16 protein-coding genes and 1 tRNA gene are annotated in these 18,255 nt (G+C 70.5%); 6 read left to right on the top strand and 11 right to left on the bottom strand.

Annotation, left to right across the window (positions count from 1 at the left end; all coding sequences use genetic code 11):
• Positions 1-140: 140 nt before the first annotated feature.
• Together ACIQI7_RS36150 and ACIQI7_RS36145 are read left to right on the top strand one after the other, a co-directional pair.
• On the top strand, positions 141-1,007 hold the full coding sequence (locus ACIQI7_RS36150) for a helix-turn-helix domain-containing protein (protein WP_401118350.1): 867 nt from the start codon (positions 141-143) through the stop codon (positions 1,005-1,007).
• Positions 1,008-1,056: 49 nt separating this feature from the next.
• The gene (locus ACIQI7_RS36145; RefSeq protein ID WP_401118347.1) at positions 1,057-2,514 is read left to right on the top strand and encodes an aldehyde dehydrogenase family protein; all 1,458 of its coding nucleotides are present in this window, start codon (positions 1,057-1,059) and stop codon (positions 2,512-2,514) included.
• Positions 2,515-2,584: 70 nt separating this feature from the next.
• On the opposite strand, the gene ACIQI7_RS36140 is transcribed toward ACIQI7_RS36145, so the two are convergent.
• The 5 genes from ACIQI7_RS36140 to ACIQI7_RS36120 all read right to left on the bottom strand — a co-directional run bounded on the left by ACIQI7_RS36140 (position 2,585) and on the right by ACIQI7_RS36120 (position 8,746).
• The gene (locus ACIQI7_RS36140; protein WP_401118345.1) at positions 2,585-3,154 is read right to left on the bottom strand and encodes a Uma2 family endonuclease; all 570 of its coding nucleotides are present in this window, start codon (positions 3,152-3,154) and stop codon (positions 2,585-2,587) included.
• 79 nt (positions 3,155-3,233) lie between these two features.
• Positions 3,234-5,069 (bottom strand): bifunctional metallophosphatase/5'-nucleotidase, encoded by a 1,836-nt coding sequence (locus tag ACIQI7_RS36135; protein WP_401118343.1) that lies wholly within the window; start codon positions 5,067-5,069, stop codon positions 3,234-3,236.
• Between the two features lie 287 nt (positions 5,070-5,356).
• Entirely contained in the window at positions 5,357-6,022 is a 666-nt protein-coding gene (locus ACIQI7_RS36130; RefSeq protein WP_401118340.1) for a hypothetical protein, read from the bottom strand.
• Positions 6,009-7,646: a VWA domain-containing protein gene (locus ACIQI7_RS36125; RefSeq protein ID WP_401118375.1), complete on the bottom strand. Its 1,638-nt coding sequence runs from the start codon at positions 7,644-7,646 to the stop codon at positions 6,009-6,011. Before ACIQI7_RS36125 ends, ACIQI7_RS36130 begins: the two co-directional genes overlap by 14 nt.
• Before the next feature lie 11 nt (positions 7,647-7,657).
• On the bottom strand, positions 7,658-8,746 hold the full coding sequence (locus ACIQI7_RS36120; protein WP_401118337.1) for a substrate-binding domain-containing protein: 1,089 nt from the start codon (positions 8,744-8,746) through the stop codon (positions 7,658-7,660).
• Positions 8,747-9,070: 324 nt separating this feature from the next.
• Here ACIQI7_RS36120 and pyk point away from each other — a divergent pair, with 324 nt between their 5' ends.
• From pyk to ACIQI7_RS36105, 3 genes are all read left to right on the top strand, one after another.
• A complete protein-coding gene (gene pyk / locus ACIQI7_RS36115; protein ID WP_401118335.1) occupies positions 9,071-10,501 on the top strand; it encodes a pyruvate kinase in 1,431 nt (476 codons plus the stop codon).
• A gap of 110 nt (positions 10,502-10,611) precedes the next feature.
• Complete coding sequence (locus tag ACIQI7_RS36110; RefSeq protein ID WP_401118333.1) at positions 10,612-10,971, top strand: type II toxin-antitoxin system RelE/ParE family toxin; 360 nt, start codon at positions 10,612-10,614, stop codon at positions 10,969-10,971.
• On the top strand, positions 10,968-11,267 hold the full coding sequence (locus ACIQI7_RS36105; protein ID WP_401118331.1) for a helix-turn-helix domain-containing protein: 300 nt from the start codon (positions 10,968-10,970) through the stop codon (positions 11,265-11,267). Before ACIQI7_RS36110 ends, ACIQI7_RS36105 begins: the two co-directional genes overlap by 4 nt.
• 72 nt (positions 11,268-11,339) lie before the next feature.
• Here the strand turns inward: ACIQI7_RS36105 and ACIQI7_RS36100 are convergent.
• Positions 11,340-11,412: transfer RNA gene (locus ACIQI7_RS36100), tRNA-Leu, on the bottom strand.
• Positions 11,413-11,553: 141 nt separating this feature from the next.
• Between ACIQI7_RS36100 and ACIQI7_RS36095 the strand changes: the two genes are divergently transcribed.
• Positions 11,554-12,168, top strand: coding sequence for an ANTAR domain-containing response regulator (locus ACIQI7_RS36095; RefSeq protein WP_401118373.1), 615 nt, complete (start codon positions 11,554-11,556; stop codon positions 12,166-12,168).
• 57 nt (positions 12,169-12,225) lie between these two features.
• Here ACIQI7_RS36095 and ACIQI7_RS36090 read toward each other — a convergent pair whose 3' ends face one another.
• The 5 genes from ACIQI7_RS36090 to ACIQI7_RS36070 all read right to left on the bottom strand — a co-directional run bounded on the left by ACIQI7_RS36090 (position 12,226) and on the right by ACIQI7_RS36070 (position 17,995).
• Complete coding sequence (locus ACIQI7_RS36090; protein WP_401118328.1) at positions 12,226-12,942, bottom strand: ABC transporter ATP-binding protein; 717 nt, start codon at positions 12,940-12,942, stop codon at positions 12,226-12,228.
• Entirely contained in the window at positions 12,939-13,760 is an 822-nt protein-coding gene (locus tag ACIQI7_RS36085) for an ABC transporter ATP-binding protein (protein WP_401118370.1), read from the bottom strand. Before ACIQI7_RS36085 ends, ACIQI7_RS36090 begins: the two co-directional genes overlap by 4 nt.
• An 8-nt stretch (positions 13,761-13,768) precedes the next feature.
• Positions 13,769-15,697 (bottom strand): branched-chain amino acid ABC transporter permease, encoded by a 1,929-nt coding sequence (locus ACIQI7_RS36080; RefSeq protein WP_401118326.1) that lies wholly within the window; start codon positions 15,695-15,697, stop codon positions 13,769-13,771.
• A 5-nt stretch (positions 15,698-15,702) separates the two neighbouring features.
• A complete protein-coding gene (locus ACIQI7_RS36075) occupies positions 15,703-16,632 on the bottom strand; it encodes a branched-chain amino acid ABC transporter permease (protein ID WP_387749124.1) in 930 nt (309 codons plus the stop codon).
• A 133-nt stretch (positions 16,633-16,765) separates the two neighbouring features.
• Positions 16,766-17,995, bottom strand: coding sequence for a branched-chain amino acid ABC transporter substrate-binding protein (locus ACIQI7_RS36070; RefSeq protein WP_401118323.1), 1,230 nt, complete (start codon positions 17,993-17,995; stop codon positions 16,766-16,768).
• Between the last annotated feature and the right edge of the window lie 260 nt (positions 17,996-18,255).

Genomic DNA, 18,255 nt, shown 5'->3' with positions numbered 1-18,255 from the left:
GTAGCGTCAACTCTCGGACGAACGGCCCCAGTTGTCCCGGTCCCCGACGGCTTCCGGGCAGCGGGCTGTTGTTCGTCGGTGCCAGGTGGCAGACTGCCGCCGACGGCCGGGGGGCTGGGCGAGTGCGGAGGATGACGTCGATGGGCACGACTCAGGCAGGCGGGGGCGCCACCGTAAGGCGGCTGCTGCTCGGCACCCAACTGCGCAAGCTCCGCGAGGCCAGAGGCGTCAGCCGGGAGGAGGCCGGGTACTCGATCCGGGCCTCCGAATCCAAGATCAGTCGGATGGAGCTCGGCCGGGTCGGCTTCAAGGAACGCGACGTCGCCGACCTGCTGACCCTGTACGGGGTCGACGCCGAACAGGAGCGCGCCACCGTCCTCGGACTGCTGCGCGAAGCCAACGCCAGCTCCTGGTGGCACGAGTACGGGGACGTGCTCCCCGGCTGGTTCCAGAACTACCTGGGCCTGGAGGAGGCCGCCGCCGAGATCCGCAGCTACGAGGTCCAGTTCGTCCACGGGCTGCTCCAGACCGCCGACTACGCCCGGGCCGTGGTCACCGCCGGCTGCCACGCCAACGGGCCGGAGGAGATCGAGCGCCGGGTCGACGTCCGGCTCCGGCGGCAGGCGCTGCTCACCGACGGGCGGGCGCCGCAGCTGGTCGCGGTGCTGGACGAGGCCGCGCTGCGCCGGCCCTGGGGCGGCCCGGAGCAGATGCGCGGCCAGCTGGACCGGCTGCTGGAGCTCGGCGAACTGCCCAACGTGCGGCTCCAGGTGCTGCCGCTGGGCAACGCCGGGCTGAGCGCGGAGAGCGGCGCCTTCACCGTCCTGGGCTTCGCCGAGGCCGAGCTGGCGGACGTGGTGTACCTGGAGCAGTTCACCACCGCGCTCTACCTCGACAAGCCCGCCGAGGTGGCCGAGTACCGGCAGGCGATGGACGACCTGGTCGCCGACAGCCTGAGCCCGGAGCGGACCCGCGACCTGCTGTACGCGGTGCGCCAGGAGCTGTGATCCGTCAGTACGATGATTCCCCATCAGGTCGGTGCATGAGAGGGATCAGATGTCGTACTTCTCCGAGTTGGCGCTGCAGTACATCGACGGCGAGTGGCGCAGTGGCAGCGGCTCCTGGGACATCGTCGACGTCGACCCCTACACCGGCGACAAGCTCGCCACCATCACCGTCGCCACCGTCGAGGAGGTCGACCTCGCCTACCGCGCCGCCGCGCGCGCCCAGAAGGCGTGGGCCGCCGCCAACCCGTACCGGCGGCGGCTGGTCTTCGAGCGCGCGCTGCGGCTGCTGGAGGAGCGCGAGCCGGAGATCGTCGGCGCGATCATGGCCGAACTCGGCGGCACCGCCCTGAAGGCGGGCTTCGAGCTGTCGCTGGTAAAGGACGTGCTGCGGGAGTGCCTGCACCTGTCGGTGGCCCCCGAGGGCCGGCTGCTCGCCTCGCCCGCCCAGGGCCGGGAGAACCGGCTCTACCGGCTGCCGGTCGGCGTGGTCGGCGTGATCAGCCCGTTCAACTTCCCGCTGTTCCTGGCGCTCAAGGCCGTCGCTCCGGCGCTCGCACTCGGCAACGGCGTCGTCCTCAAGCCGCACCAGGAGACCCCGGTGGTCGGCGGCGGGCTGATCGCGAAGCTCTTCGAGGACGCGGGGCTGCCGCCCGGCCTGCTGAACGTGGTGATCACCGACATCGCCGAGATCGGCGACAGCTTCCTGGAGCACCCGGTGCCCAAGGTGATCTCCTTCACCGGCTCCGACAAGGTCGGCCGGCACGTCGCCACCGTCGCCGCCGCGCACTTCAAGCGGACGGTCCTGGAACTCGGCGGCAACAGCGCGCTGATCGTGCTGGACGACGCCGACGTGGACCACGCCGTGGACGCCGCGGTGTTCAGCCGCTTCATCCACCAGGGGCAGGTCTGCATGGCCGCCAACCGGGTGCTGGTGGACCGCGCCGTCGAGGCCGAGTTCACCGAGAAGTTCGTCGCCAAGGTGGCCTCGCTCACCGTCGGCGACCCGAGGGACCCGGCCACCCACATCGGCCCACTGATCAACCCCGTCCAGGCCGACGCCCTCTCCGCCCAGGTCGACCAGGCGGTCGCGGCCGGCGCCACCGCGCTGCTGCGCGGCGGCACGGTCGGCAGCCTGATGTCGCCGACGGTGCTCACCGGCCTGGCGGAGGACGCGCCGATCCTGCGCAACGAGCTGTTCGGCCCGGTCGTGCTGCTGGTGCCGTTCGACGGCGAGGACGAGGCCGTGCGGCTCGCCAACGCCACGCCGTTCGGACTCAGCGGCGCGGTGCACACCGCGAACGTCGAGCGCGGCGTGAAGCTCGCCCAGCGGATCGAGACCGGCATGATCCACGTCAACGGCGGCACCATCGCCGACGAGCCGGGCGTGCCGTTCGGCGGCGAGAAGAACTCCGGCGTCGGCCGCCTCAACGGCGAGTCCACGGTGGACGCCTTCACCACCCTGAAGTGGATCTCCGTCCAGCACGAGCGCGCGGTCTTCCCCTTCTGACCGGGGGTTTCGCAGGAACGCACGGGCCTCCCGGCGGCGACCGCCGGGAGGCCCCGTGGGGTCCGGCCGTTCAGGCCGGGTAGCGGAGCAGGGCGTCGGTGGCGAGCTCGAAGCCGAAGGGGGCCGGGACCGGGACCGGGTCGCCGAACGTGCCGTTCCACTGCCGGTGGTAGCCGCTGCCGGACGGCTCGGAGTAGAGCGTCAGGTCGCCCTCGCGCGGGTCGATCAGCAGGTACAGCGGGATGGCCATGAGCGGGTAGTCGCGGACCTTGCCGACCAGGTCGTTCTCCGGGTTCGACGGGGAGACGATCTCCACCGCGATGGCCGCCTGCTCGGCGGGGACCTGGTTGCCGCCCTCCTCCAGCGCCGAGAGGGGGATGTAGGTCAGGTCGGGGTTGCGCAGCTTGCCGACGTTCGGGGACGTGAGGTCGGTGTTCTCGCTCGGCATCATCCCGGCGGGCTCGTGCGCCTCGAACTGCCTACGGACGAGCAGCAGGTTGCGCTGGTGGATCACCGACGGGCCGGCCGTCACGATGATCTCGTCGCCGGAGATCTCGATCTTCCACCCGTTGGGAGGCGTCAGGCTCTGCGCGTAGGCCAGCAGCCGGGCGTGGCGGTCCGGGATCTGGATCTCGCTCATGCTGCCATTCTTCCGCCTGGACAGGCCGGAAGGCCGTCGCCGAGGGGGCGACGGCCTTCCGGTGGCGGTGCGGTACGGGTCAGAAGACCGGCTGGCCGGCGCGGACGAGGCGCCAGGAGTCGGTGAAGAAGTCGGCGGGGTCGATGACGCCCTTGGCCTTCACCCAGGCGATCATGGTGTTGCGGATCTCGTCGGAGTCCGACCAGACCGTCTTGGCCTTGGCGACGTGCGGGAAGTTGCCGCCGCCGTTGGCGCGGTAGTTGTTGACGGCGAGGACGAACTCGGCGGCCGGGTCGATCGGCTTGCCCTGGAAGGACAGGTTGACGATCCGCTGCCCCTTCGGCTGGGCGATGTCGATGTCGTAGCTCAGGCCGTAGACCGAGTCGTAGTTGTAGTCCGGGGTGGCCTCGGCGCCGGTCAGGGCCTCCTTGTCGACCGGGGCGCCCGGGGCGAGCTGGTTGTAGTACTTGACCGAGTACTCCAGGTAGTCCTTGAGCTGGGCGCCCGTCAGGATGCGGGCCTCCAGGGTGTTCTCGTAGATGTAGAGGCCCGCGGCGTCGCGCAGCTTGACCTGGCCCGAGGGGATCAGGGCGGTGCGGTTGAACGGGGCGGCCTGGGCCAGCACCGGGAGGTTGGCGTACTGCCCGCCCGCCAGCGCGGCCTTGACGGCGTCGGCCTGGACCTTGCCGATCAGGTCGATGATCGGGGTGGCCTTGAAGCGGGCGTCGGCGATCGACAGCTCGATCTTGCTGGTGCCGATCCGCTGGTTGACGTACGCGACGACCTTCTTGTGCTGCTCGGCGATCGCGTCGGTGATCTCCGGGTTCTCCGGGACCGTGTTGGAGTTCAGCAGCCGGGCCGAGACCGAGGAGACCTTCCAGGCGCCGGCCGCGAACTCGACCTCGAAGTCGAAGCAGGTCAGCCGCTGGCCGTAGCAGAGCGGCTCGGAGAGCACGACCGTGCGGCCGGTCTTCTTGTTGACGACCAGGCGCTGCGGGACCTCCTTGTGGGCGTGGCCCACCAGCACCGCGTCGATGTCCGGGACGGTCTCCGCCAGCGCGACCGAGGCGTTCTCGGCCCAGGGCAGCTGGTCGCCCCAGGTGGTGGCCTCGTCGCAGCCCGAGTGCGAGGAGACCACGACGACGTCCGCGCCCGCGGCCTTCATCCGCGGCACCCAGGTGGCGGCGGTCTCGACGATGCCCGGGAACACCATCTTCCCGCTGACGTTGGCCTTGTCCCAGATGGCGATGCCCGGGTTGGTGAGGCCGAGGATGCCGACCTTCACCGGACGGCCGCCGCCCAGGCGCAGCTCCTTGATCACGTAGGGCTTGAAGGCGGGCTTCTCGTTCTTCGCGTTCAGCGCGTTGGCGCCGAGCAGCGGGAACTCCAGCTGGTCCTGGTAGGCCTTCAGCAGCGGGATGCCGTAGTTGAACTCGTGGTTGCCGAGCGCCGCGGCGTCGTACTCCATGAGGTTCATGGCGACGGCCATCGGGTGGTCCGGAACGGTGTCGGCCTCGGTGTCGATCGACTCGACCCGGGCGTAGTAGTAGGACAGTTGGGTGCCCTGGATGGTGTCACCGGAGTCGATCAGCAGGCAGCGGTTCCAGCCCTTCTCCTCGCGCACCTGGTTGGCCAGGGTGGAGATCTTGGCGAGGCCCACCGCGTTGTGGCCATTGTCGGTGTACTCCGCGTCGGTGAAGTAGTCCCAGTTGAGCACCCGGCCGTGCAGGTCGGTGGTGCCCATGACGGTGAAGGCCTGCTTGTGCGGCTGGCGCTGCTGGCCCTTGGCGGCCGCCGTGTCCGGCTGGGCGGCCGCGGCGGAGGGGGCGGCGGCCAGGGTGGCGCCACCGGCCAGGGCGGCGCCGGCGGCGGTGGCGGCGGACCGGGTGACGAAGTCACGGCGGTTCAGGGGCATGGACGACTCTCCCGAGGGGGGACGACGGCGGATCGACCGTCAACTGGCATTCGTTGGCAAAAGTGTGCGTGCACGCGTCGACGCGCGTAGAGGGACGCGCGTAGAAGTGTGCCGTGCGATCCGGTGCGCTGAATAGCCCCCTGACCTGTCCGAGAGGTGAGATCTTGGCGACTCGTTCGTGACGGGAACGGGGAGGTCGGGGTGGTAGGGCCGGTCCTCGAACCCGCTCGGCGGGGCGAACGACGGGAATCCGGAGACCGGCCCCGGCCCCGGGGGCCGGCGGCCGGTCAGGACAGCTCGGCCGCCAGCCGGTCGACCTCGCGGCCCAGGTGGAGCGCCGGATCAGGCTCGTCCGGCCCGGCCCACGGCTGCCAGGTCCGCGCCCGCAGGTAGCCGGTCACCGCGACCGGCAGCCGGTGCCGGACGATCCGGTCCGCCACCGGGCCCGGGCCGGCCGCGCGCAGCGCCGCCAGCAGGGCGTCCACCCCCGCCGAGGGCGGCAGCGGCACCGTCTCCAGGTAGGCGGTCAGCGCCACCAGCTCCGGGTCGGGCGCGGGGACCGGCTCCGGCGCCTCGCGCTCCGGCGGCTGGTGGGCCGGCGTCACGTGCGGCGGCGCCGGCGCTCGGCCTGCCGGGCCGTTGCCCGACGGTTCTCCGCGCTCGGGGTCCCCGCTCGCCGGTTCCCCGCTTGCCGGTTCCCCGCGCTCCGGCAGCCGCGATCCGGGGACCCCGCCCCCGCCCAGCGCCGTCGGCGACCCCCGGCGGGGCCCCGGGGCGGGCGCCAGCAGCGCGCCCGCCCCGTACAGCCCGGCCACCACCGCCGGCCACCAGGCCCCGCCCAGCCCGGCGAAGTGCAGCCCCAGACCGGCCGCGCCCCCCGCGCAGCCGACCAGGTTCCGGGCCGACTCCAGGTAGCGCAGCACCCGGGAGCCGAACCCGTCACTGGTAGCCACGGATCTCCTCGAACACCCCGTCCAGCGAGCCCGTCCCGTCGAACAGCTTGCCGCCGCTCAGGTCCGCGATCCCCTGGAGCTGGCCCACCGCCGCCTCCCCGAACTTGATCGGGAACACCGGGATCGCCTTCTCCCCGGCCGGCAGCGCCTCGTGGAAGCGCCTGAAGTCGCCGTCCGACGCACCGGCGTTGCTCTCCCCGTCCGTCATCAGCACGATCGAGGTGAACCGGTCGTCGCCGGCCGCCGCCTGCTGGCGCTCGATCACCCGGTACGCCTCCTCCAGCGAGGAGTACACCGCCGTCCCGCCCGAGGCGGCCAGCGACTGCACGTCCGCGTCGATCGACGCCAGCTCCGCCTGCGGGCCCGGCTGGCTGCCGGTGGCCGGCACCACGTGCGTCCTGGTCCACTTCACCGAGGAGGCGAAGGACAGCAGGGTGATCTCCTCGCGGTCCCGGAAGCGCCGCACCCCGCGGGTGTCGTCCGCCCCGGTCAGCCGGCCCAGCGCGCGCTTCAGCGCGGCGATCCGCGGGCCCTCCATCGAGCCCGAGGTGTCCAGCACGTACACCGTCCGGGACGGGCGGCGCAGCTCGTTCTGGTACGCGCCCAGCAGGCCGTCCGCGACCGCCCTGGTGCCCGGGAACGGCAGCTCCCTGCGGCGGTCGGTGGGCAGCCCGGCGGCCGGGGCGACGCCCGCCGTCGCGGGACGGCGCAGCGTCGTCTCGGAGATGCGCTTCTGCACGTCCTCCTTGAGCAGGTACGAGGTCAGCCGCTGGAAGGCGTCGCGCTGGTCCGGCGCGGCGGAGGCCATCAGCGACAGCGGGTAGTCCGCCGACACCACGCCGTCCACCGGCCGCACCACCGTCAGCTGCTGCTGCGGCGGCAGCGTCCGGTTCAGCGACAGCAGCACCGACTCGTAGTTCACCAGCGCGCCCACCACGCCCGACTCGGCCCGGGTGTACGCCTGCGCCAGCCAGCCGGACGAACCGGAGGTCAGCTTCTGGCCCTTGAAGAACTGCTTCAGCTGCGGGTTGGCCTTCTGCACGTCCGCGTCGGTCAGCGCCGCGCCCGCGCCGGAGAAGGCCGAGGCCACCGCGACGAGGGTGGAGAAGCCCGAGTTGGACCGGGACGGGTCGGCCATCCCGTACGGCAGCTTTCCGGCCGCCGCCGCGTCCCCGACCTGCGCCCAGCTGACCTTGGAGCCGTCGCCCCAACCGAGTTCGCCCAGCGACGAGGAACGCACCCCGACCGCCACCGGCGAGACCATCACCGGGGTCTCGGACACCACCTTGGACCGGCCGGCCGGATCGAGCCGCAGGTACTGGTTGGACGGGAACCACACGGCGTCGTACTTTCCGTCGGCCCGCCCCGAGGAGACGGTGTCCGCGCCGTCCAGGGAGCCCGTCCAGGAGAACTGCACGGTCACCCCGGTGGCCTTCCGGGCCTCCTCCAGGACCGGTGCCAGGTCCTGGAGTTCACTGCCGGCCAGCACCCGCAGCACCCCGGCACGGGCCGTCTCGGCGGGCGGGTCGCTGGGATCGGGGCCGGCCTTGCCGCCGCCGGAGGTGCAGGCGGTCACCGCCGCGAGCGCGGCCGTCAGGGCCAGGAGGAGCCGGCCGCGGCGCATGGTACGGAGGTTCACTTCACACTCCCGGTCTTCGCCGCGGTGGTCAGCTTCTTCATGTACTCGAGCGAGGGCACCGGGGCCAGGGCCAGCCCTGCGGCCCGGACGTCGGGGACGAACTTCGGCAGCTTCCCGTTCACCTCGTTCCAGAAGAGGTCCGGCTCGGCGTCCGGGTGCAGGCCGAACCTGGCCTCCAGCCTGCGCAGCTCGGGGCTGTTCACCAGCGCGTCGGCCAGCTTCTGGCCGCCCGGCGTCCTGGCCACCAGGGTGTGGTCCGTCTTGATCGTGGTGGTCGGGTACATCACCACCATGTCGCCGATCTGCTTGCCCTGGATCGGCAGGGCGGCGGCCTGCGACTCGTACGCGAAGACCATCGTGTTGACCCCCGCGCCGAACTCCCGGAACGGCCCGTCACTGCTGACCTTCTGCAGCCCCTGGAACCGGTTAGCGTCGTACACGACGCCCTTGACGGCGTTCAGGCCCGCGTCGTCGGACACCACCTTCTTGCCGTTCGCGAGGTAGGACAGGATCGCCAGGTACAGGGCACCCGAGGAGGAGCTCTCCGGATCCGTGGTGGACACGTACATCGTGCCGGTCAGCTCCGGGTGCCTGGACGCGTCCGTCAGCGTCTCCCACTGCCGGCCGCCCTGCTTCAGGGCCTCCACGTACTTGTCCATGTTGAACGTCCAGACACCCGAATCGTTCACACCGGCAAGGTCGTTGGACTTCAGCACCTCCGCTACCGGCTGGTGGGTGACGATCACCAGCGGGGAGTAGAACTGCACCCGCGGCGAGTCCTTCTGCGCCCAGTCCCGCTGGATGGCCAGCGCCGGCGCGCTGCTCGCCGGGAAGGCGAAGTCCAGGTTCGGGGTGTTCCTCGCCTGGTCGTCCATCGTCCAGGAGCCGGTCGGCTCCGCCTTGACCACCAGGCCCTGCTTCTTCAACTCGGCCTTGACGTCCGGGTTCTCGAAGAAGTCACGTTTCTCCGACCCGATCAGGCCGGTGACCGTGACCAGGCCGGAGCCCTTCTCCGGGGGGATCAGTGCATAGGCCACCCCGCCCAGCAGGGCCAGGGCCGCCACCACGCCCAGTGCGCGTTTCATGCCGAACGCTTCCCCCTCGTCCGCTACTTCGTCCGGGTGGTCGCCCGGCGAGCCCGGGCAGTCACCCGTGGGTGACGAGCGTCCCGCCGGGCGGGGAGCGGGGACGGAAGCGGCGGTGAACCGGAGGTGAACACCCCTTCACGGAATCGCATCGGGGGGCGGCGCGGGAGGCGTGCGGGAGGAGCGCGGGACGGGTGTGGCGCGGGGCGCTCGCACAGCGGTCCGAGGGTGTGTCAGATTGTTCAACTCGCCTTGGCGCAACGGTCATCCCGCAGTACGGACCCGCGTCGTGGTTACGCGCCGGTAATGCCTAGTCTCAGCACTATGCGCCGAGCAAAAATCGTCTGTACCCTCGGGCCCGCCACCGACTCGTACGACCAGATCAAGTCCCTGGTCGACGCCGGGATGGACATCGCCCGACTGAACCTCAGTCACGGCTCGCACACCGAGCACGAGGAACGCTACCGCCGCGTCCGCAAGGCCGCCGACGAGACCGGCCGCAGCGTCGGCGTCCTCGTCGACCTTCAAGGCCCGAAGATCCGGCTCGACACCTTCGCCCACGGGCCCGTACTTCTCGAACGCGGCGACGAGTTCACCATCTCCACCGACAAGGGCGTCGTGGGGGACAAGGACCGCTGCGGAACCACCTACTCCGGGCTCGCCGGCGACGTCGGCCGCGGCGAGCGGATCCTGGTCGACGACGGCCGGGTCACCCTGGAGGTCGTCGCCGTCGACGGGCCGCACGTGCGGTGCCTGGTCATCGAGGGCGGCCTCGTCTCCGACCACAAGGGCCTCAACCTCCCCGGCGTCGCCGTCTCCGTCCCCGCGCTCAGCGACAAGGACGTCGCCGACCTGCGGTGGGCGCTGCGGACCGGCGCCGACCTCGTCGCGCTCTCCTTCGTCCGCAGCGGGCGCGACATCGAGGACGTCCACCGGATCATGGCGGAGGAGGGGCGGCGCGTCCCGGTCATCGCCAAGATCGAGAAGCCGCAGGCGGTGGAGAACCTGGAGTCCGTCGTCGACGCCTTCGACGGGATCATGGTGGCCCGCGGCGACCTGGGCGTGGAGATGCCCCTCGAACAGGTCCCGCTGGTCCAGAAGCGCGCCATCAAGCTGGCCCGCCGCAACGCCAAGCCGGTCATCGTGGCGACCCAGATGCTCGACTCGATGATCAACACCTCCCGGCCGACCCGCGCCGAGGCCTCCGACGTCGCCAACGCCGTCCTGGACGGCACCGACGCCGTGATGCTCTCCGGGGAGACCTCGGTCGGCAAGTACCCGGTCGAGACGGTCAAGACCATGGCCCGGATCGTCGAGGCCGCCGAGAACGACATCCTGGCGGCCGGGCTGCCGCCGCTGACCACCGGCAGCAAGCCGCGGACCCAGGGCGGCGCCGTCGCCCGCGCGGCCGCCGAGATCGGCGACTTCCTGCACGCCAAGTACCTCATCGCCTTCACCCAGTCCGGCGACACCGCCCGCAGGCTCACCCGCTACCGCTCACCCATCCCGGTGCTCGCCTTCACCTACGAACCGGCCGTACGCTCCCAACTCGCCCTCACCTGGGGCGTGGAGACCTTCCTCGGCCCGTTCGCCCCGACGACGGACCAGATGGTCGAACAGGTCGACGCGGCGCTGCTGTCACTCGGCCGCTGCCAGAAGGGCGACATCGTCGTCATCACGGCCGGCTCCCCGCCCGGCCTGGCCGGCTCCACCAACCTCGTCCGCGTCCACCACGTGGGGACCCTGGACGCCTGAGCGACCTTCGCGCGGCTGTCCGCGGGCGGCGTCCCCCGATCGACGGGATGCCGCCCGTCCACCGTCGCAACAGCGGAGTAGGCGCCTGGTGCGTCCATAACATCCGTGTTATGACTTGGGGAGAGGTGGAGCTCGAACCGGAGGTCCGGGACTGGATTCTCGGACTGGGCCAGGACGACAAGGAAACGGTCGCGTTCTACGTCGAGCTGCTCGCCGTCCGCGGACCGCTGCTCGGTGAGCCGCACACCAGGCAACTGGACGGCAAGCTGAGGGAGCTGCGCTTCCATCTGAACGAACTGGACGTGCGCATCACCTACTGGATCGCATCCGGCAGGAGGATCATCCTGTTGACGGTGTTCCGCAAGACGCGCATGCGGGAGGTCGGTGAGGTCGACCGGGCGAGGCGGGCGATGCGTCGGTGTGTGGCCGAGCTGCACACCGTTGACGAGGACGAGGAGTGGGTGGGATGAGCGAACGCACGTCCTGGCGGAACATGCGGCAGGAGATCATGAACCGCCCTGGAGCCGGTGCCTCGTATGAGGCCGCACGGATCCGCTTCGAGTTGGGTGAGGCCGTCCGCCTTCGTCGTGAGGCCCTCGGAATGACCCAGTCCCAGCTGGCGGCCGCTACCGGTATGCAGCAGCCGGCCGTGGCCCGCTTCGAGGCGGGCGGGACGATGCCCACGATCGTGGTCTTGGAGAGGTTTGCCGACGCACTCGGCATGCGACTCACAGTTGAGCTGGAGCCGTTGGACAAGGCGGGCTGAGCCGCATCGGGTGCTCTTCACCCCAAGTGGTGAAGGCCTGCCTTGTGGCCGATCCTTCGGAATGAAGGAAAGTACCCCGAGTGGGATTCGAACCCACGCTGGATGGTGTTTGAGACCACTGCCTCTACCGCTGGGCTATCGGGGCCAACGCAGAATCGAAGGTGGCCCCCGACCCTGAATGCCCTAAACATACCGTGTCTGGGTACCCTCGTGCATGCAGTACCCCGCCGGAACTAGGAGCCCCGTGAGCACCGCCGACGAGCAGGCGCAGCCGCTTGAGACTGATATGCCCCAGATCACCCGGATCGTGATCGCCGAGGACGAGGCGCTGATCCGCCTCGACCTCAAGGAGATGCTGGAGGAGGAGGGGTACACCGTCGTCGGTGAGGCCGGGGACGGGGAGACGGCGGTGCGGCTCGTGGAGGAGTTGAAGCCGGACCTGGCGATCTTCGACGTGAAGATGCCGATCCTCGACGGGCTGTCGGCCGCCGAGCAGATCCACGAGAAGCACCTGGCTCCCGTGCTGATGCTGACGGCCTTCTCGCAGCGGGAGCTGGTGGACCGGGCGCGCGACGCCGGGGCGATGGCGTACATCGTCAAGCCGTTCTCGAAGTCGGACCTGGTGCCGGCGATCGAGATGGCGGTCTCCCGGTACGCGGAGATGCGGGCGCTGGAGAAGGAGATCGGGGATCTCAGCCAGCGGCTGGAGACCCGGAAGCTGGTGGACCGGGCGAAGGGCGTGCTGCAGACCAAGTTCGGGCTGAACGAGCCGGCGGCCTTCCGGTGGATCCAGAAGACGTCGATGGACCGTCGGATGACGATGGCGGCGGTGGCCGAGGCGGTCATCGAGGAGGGCGAGGCCCAGGACCGCAAGAAGGCGGAAGAGGGCAAGTCCGAGTAGAGCGCGCGCGAAGGGCCCGGCAGAACGTTTCTGCCGGGCCCTTCCGCATGGCGTGGGTCAGTCCTCGCCGAGGTAGGCCTTGCGGACGGACTCGTCGTGCAGGAGGTCGGCTCCCGTCCCGGAGAGGACGATGCGGCCGGTCTCCATGACGTACCCCTGGTCGGAGAGCGAGAGCGCCGCCTGGGCGTTCTGCTCGACCAGGAGGATGGTCGTACCGGAGGACTTCAGCTCCACGATGGTGGACATGATCTTCTGCATCATCAGCGGGGAGAGGCCCATCGAGGGCTCGTCCAGCATGAGCAGCTTGGGCTGGGACATCAGCGCCCGTCCCATCGCGAGCATCTGCTGCTCGCCGCCCGAGAGCGTTCCGGCGGCCTGTCGGCGGCGTTCGCCGAGGATCGGGAACAGGCCGTAGGCCCGCTCGACGTCCGCGGCGATGCCGGCCGCGTCGGTGCGCAGGAAGGCGCCGAGGAGGAGGTTCTCCTCGATGGTCATCCGGGGGAAGATGTGCCGGCCCTCGGGGGAGTGGGCGAGGCCGAGGGCGACGATCCTGTGGGCGGGGACGGTGGAGAGGTCCTGGCCGTCGAAGGTGATCCGTCCGGCGGTGGGCTTGAGCAGGCCGGACAGGGTGCGCAGGGTGGTGGTCTTGCCGGCGCCGTTGGTGCCGATGAGGGTGGTGACCTCGCCCTGGGCGACGGTGAAGCTGATGCCCTTGACCGCTTCGATCTTGCCGTAGGAGACGCGGAGGTCCTGGACTTCGAGAAGTGCTGTCACTGGTCGGTCTCCGTAACGTTCTCCGGGACGGCCGGGCTGGTTCCTTCGAGCGGGGCGCCCAGGTAGGCGGTGATGACGCGTTCGTCGTTCTGGACGGTCTCGCGGTCGCCCTCGACGATCTTCTGGCCCTGGACGAGCACCGCGGTGCGGTCGCAGAGGTTGAAGATGAAGCGCATGTCGTGCTCGATGACGAGGACGGAGATCCCCTTGTCGCGGATCGCGAAGACGAGTTCCTCGGCGGCCCGGGTCTCCTGGGGGTTCATGCCGGCGGTGGGTTCGTCGAGCAGCAGCAGGCCGGGTTCGGAGGCGAGGGCGCGGGCGATCTCCAGCTTGCGCTGCTCGCCGTACGGGAGGTTGCGGGCGAGGTGGTCGGCCTTGTCGGCGAGGCCGGTGAACGCCAGGAGTTCCATGGCCTTCTCGCGGCTCTCGGCCTCGGCGCGGTGGTAGCCGGGGCCGCGCAGGATGGCGGAGAAGATGCCTTCCCTGGTGCGGGTGTGCCGGCCGACCAGGACGTTCTCCAGGACGGTCATGTTGGCGAACAGCCGGATGTTCTGGAAGGTGCGGGCGATGCCGGCCTGGGTGACCAGGTGGGGCTTGGGCGGCAGCAGGGTGTCGCGGTAGCGGACGGCGCCCTCGGTGGGGACGTACAGGCCGGTGAGGCAGTTGAAGAAGGTGGTCTTGCCGGCGCCGTTGGGGCCGATGAGACCGATGATCTCGCCCTCTCCGACGGTCAGGGAGACGTCGTTGACCGCGGTGAGGCCGCCGAAGCGCATGGTGACGCCGGTGACTTCGAGCAGGGGTGCGGCGGTGGTGGTCATCGGGTCGGTCACGCCCCTGCCTTGGTGAGTGCGGTCGGCTCGCCGGAGGCCTGGGCCGGGACGGCGGCCTCGTGGAACTCCAGCTGCTGGCGCCGGTTGGGGATGAGTCCTTCGGGGCGCACCCGCATCAGGACGATGAGGGCGGCGCCGAAGGCGAGGAGCTGGTAGTCGGCGAGGAACTCGAGCTTCTTCGGGATGAGGAAGAGCAGGGTGGCGCCGGCCAGCGGGCCGCTGATGGTGCCCATGCCGCCGAGGATGACCGCGGCGAGCAGGAAGGCGGAGTTCGGCGGGAGGGCCTCGGCGAAGGTGTACTGGTCGGGGGTGACGGTGTAGCTGACGTGGGCCTGGACGGTGCCGGCGAGGCCGGCGAGCAGGGCGCCGAGGGCGAAGGCGAGCAGCTTGAGCCGGAAGCCGTTGATGCCCATGGCCTCGGCGGCGGTCTCGTCCTCGCGGATGGCGACCCAGGCGCGGCCGATGCGGGAGTTGCCGACCCGGGCGAAGACGAGCACGACCAGGGCGGTGACCAGCAGCATCAGCAGGTAGTAGTTGGAGAAGCGGCCGAGTTCGACGCCGAGCACGGTGTGCGGTTTGCCGAGGTCGAAGCCGAGGATCTGCAGGTCGGGGATGCGCGGGATGCCGTTGGAGCCGTTGGTGACCTTGGGGCCGGTGGTGCCGTTGAGGTTGAGCATGGTGATGCGGAAGATCTCGCCGAACCCGAGGGTGACGATGGCGAGGTAGTCGCCGCGCAGCCGCAGGGTGGGGGCGCCGATCAGTACGCCGAAGACCATCGAGACGACGGCGCCGGTGAGCATCGCGGCCCAGAACGGGAACTGGACGTGGATGGGGGAGGCGGGGGAGCCGGAGACCAGGGCGGCGGCGTAGGCGCCGACGCCGAGGAAGGCGACGTACCCGAGGTCGAGCAGGCCGGCCAGGCCGACGACGATGTTGAGGCCGAGGGCGACGGTGGCGAAGATCAGGATGTTGGTGGCGACGGAGGTGTACTGGTCGCTGGTCTGGGTGAACGGGAAGCTGGCGGCGGCGGCGAAGGCGGCGCCGGTGGTGACCGGGCGGTGCTTGACGGTCAGGGCGCGCAGCCGGGCGAGCAGGCCGGACCTGGACAGGGCGGGGACGGCGAGGGCGACGAACAGCAGGTAGCCGGTGAAGAGTTCGCCGTACTCGGTGTCGATGCCGAAGGTGATCGCGAACAGTCCGAGCCCGAAGGCGAGGACGATCAGCAGCACTTCGAGCCAGGAGGGGAGCGGGCGCGGCGCGGGCAGTGGCCGGTCGATCCGGCCCAGTCGGACGGTGCTGTTGGCGAGGTGGCCGAGCTGGAGCAGCAGGACGGCGCCGGCCGCGATGGCGAGGCCGCCGGCCAGCGCGGTCATGACCGGGGCGACGGGCTTGTCCTCGGGGATGGCGTGGGCGGCGAACCAGGCGGCGGGGGCGACCGGGACGAGCAGGAAGAGGCGCTTGTCGAGGATCCGCAGCGGGACGGCGGTGCGGCGGTCGAGCGGGAGGCCGAGGGCGCCGAGGACGCTGATCAGGCCGCCGGCGGCGAGCACCCAGCCGCCGGGTTCGAGGTTGGCGAGGCCGCCGAGTTCGGTGGAGACGGCGGCGACCGAGTAGACGGCGACGGCGAGGGCGCCGGTGGCGGCGTACAGGACGGCGTTGTGGCTGCGGGCGGGGGCCGCCCAGCGCAGGCCGGGGACGCCCTGGCCGGCGAGCAGCAGGACCAGGGTGAGCAGGCCGGCGGCGAGGGCGAGCCACTGGAGGCCGGCCGGGGAGCCGTAGTAGGTGAGGTCGCCGGGGAACTCGGAGGTCCAGGTCCAGGACATGGCGGCGGAGGCCGCGGTGGCGAGGGCGCCGAGTGCGGTGACGGCGGCGGCGGCGCGGGCCGGCAGCGGGATGACCGGGGTCGTTTCGGTGGTGGTGGTCATGGTGGTCACGCCCTGTCCGCGACGCGCTCGCCGAGCAGGCCCTGGGGCCGGATCAGGAGTACGAGGATGAGGAGAACGAAGGCCCAGACGTCCTTCCAGGCGCCGCCTCCGAAGAGGTGCATGCCGGGCAGGTGCTGGATGTAGCCGGTGGCGAGGGCTTCGGCGAGGCCGAGGGCGAGGCCGCCGAGCATGGCTCCGTAGATGTTGCCGATGCCGCCGAGGACGGCGGCGGTGAAGGCCTTGAGGCCGAGGATGAAGCCCATCCGGAAGTCGACCTGGCCGCTGCGCAGGCCGTAGGCGACGGCGGCGACGGCGGCGAACGCGGCGCCGATGGCGAAGGCCATGACGATGATGCGGTCGGTGTCGATGCCCATCAGCTTGGCGGTGTCCGGGTCCTGGCTGGTGGCCTGCATGGCGCGTCCGGAGCGGGTGCGGGTGACGAACCAGCCGAGGGCGAGCATGCAGAGCGGGGCGGCGATGATCAGGAAGAGGTCGCTGCGCTGGATGGTGACGGAGCCGAGGCTGAACGGGTCGCCGGGGAGCTTGGGGAAGACCCGGGCCTTCTTGGCGTCCGGGTAGAAGGAGAAGACGAGCTGCTGGAGGAAGATGGAGAGCCCGATGGCGGTGATCAGCGGGGCCAGCCGGGGGGCGGTGCGCAGGGGGCGGTAGGCGAAGCGTTCGGCGGCGACGGCGGTGAGGGTGGAGACCAGGATGCCGGCGATCAGCATGAGCGGCAGGGCCAGCCAGAGGGTGGTGCCGCCGGGGAGGGCGAGGTAGGCGGTCAGGGCGCCGAAGCCGCCGACCATGACGATCTCGCCGTGGGCGAAGTTGATGAGCTGGACGATGCCGTAGACCATCGTGTAGCCGATCGCGACGAGCCCGTAGAGGGCGCCGAGGATCAGGCCGTTGGCCAGCTGCTGCGGTAGGTCGTGCACCGCTGGGCCTCCGTAGTGCGTTCGGGGGTGTCCGCGTGGGTGGTGGATGTGGGTGCGCGCGGGGGCACTCGTGGCGCCCCCGCGCGCTGTGTGGTGGGGAAGTGGGGCTGGTGCTGCGGGTGGTGACGTGATGTCAGCCCTTGAAGGTGCCGGACTTCTCCACGGCCCACTTGCCGTCCTTGACGGCGTAGACGGTGAGCTGCTTGTTGGTGGTGTCGCCGAACTCGTCGAAGGAGACCTTGCCGGTCACGCCGTCGAAGGTGACCTTCTGGACGGCGTCGCGGACGGCCTTGCGGTCGGGGACCTTGCCGTTGTTGTCCTTCACGGCCTGCTTGACGCCCTGGATGATGGCCCAGGCGCTGTCGTAGGAGTAGCCGCCGTAGGTCTCGTAGGCGTCCTTGTAGCCGGCCGTCTTGTAGTCGGCGATGAACTTCTTGGCGGTGTCGAGGGATTCGACCGGCAGGCCGACGGCGGTGGCGTAGTCGCCCTGGCTCTTGGGGTTGAGCTTGATGAAGTCGCCGCTCTGGATGCCGTCGCCGCCCATCAGGGGGATGTTGGCGCCGGCTTCCTTGAGCTGGAGGGAGAGCGGGCCGGCCGCGGGGTACTCGCCGCCGTAGTAGACGGCCTCGGCGCCGGAGCTCTTGACCTTGGTGACGATGGCGGCGAAGTCGCGGTCGTCGGGGTTGACGTGCTCCTCGCCGACGAGGGTGCCGCCGAGCCTGGTGAACTCGCCCTTGAAGGTGCCGGCGAGGCCGGCGCCGTAGGTCTTCTGGTCGTCGATGAGGAAGACCTTGGTCTTCTTGGCGTCGTTGTAGAGGAACTGGGCGGCGAACGGGCCCTGGACGGCGTCGGTGGTGGCGGTGCGGAAGTAGGAGTTGAAGGGGCGCTTCTTCTCGCCGCTGGCCCACTTCTCGCCCTGGCTGAGGGCGACACCGGTGTTGGCGGGGGAGACCTCGACCAGGTTCGCGTCGTCGAAGATCTGCTGCATCGACTGCGCCACGCTGGAGTTGAGCGGGCCGACGACGCCGAGGACCTTGGAGTCGCCGACCAGCTGGGTGGCGTTCTGCTGGCCGGGGGCGGGCTTGCCGGTGTCGTCCAGGGCCTTGATCTCGAACTTGACGCCGGGGACCTCGTTGCTCTCGTTGGCCTTCTTGATCGCGAGGTCGACGGAGTTGCGGATGCCGAGGCCGAGGGCGGAGAGGTCGCCGGTGAGCGGGGCGTCGACGCCGATGACGACGGTGGTGGAGGCGGAGTTGGTGCCGCCGCCGTCGCCGCCCTTCTTCTCTCCGCGGGAGCCGCAGGCGGTGAGGCTGAGGGCGCCGATCACGGCAATGCTCACGACAACTGCTGAACGGTGACGCACGAGGGTCCCCTTCGGTTCAGGAGGCGCCCGCGCCGGAATGGCGGGAGCCGGAGTGCGCGGAGGGCCTGGCCCAATCGAATGGCGCGGTGACTGGCCGTGACTCTAGATGCCGTTGGGCGGCTCTGGCAGTGCTGGAGGCAGGCTGTGATTCTCTTGTTATGAGCACACGGAGCATTTGTCTCACCATGTGGTCGTTCCGGCTCGATCCATCCCGCGATGTCAGGCGTTTACTTGCTGGTAGGGGGATGTAAGGCCCAGAA

The sequence above is a fragment of the Kitasatospora sp. NPDC092039 genome, assembly GCF_044756065.1.
In the GTDB taxonomy this organism is placed as follows: domain Bacteria; phylum Actinomycetota; class Actinomycetes; order Streptomycetales; family Streptomycetaceae; genus Kitasatospora.
This window is presented reverse-complemented; position numbering and strand designations above follow the sequence as displayed.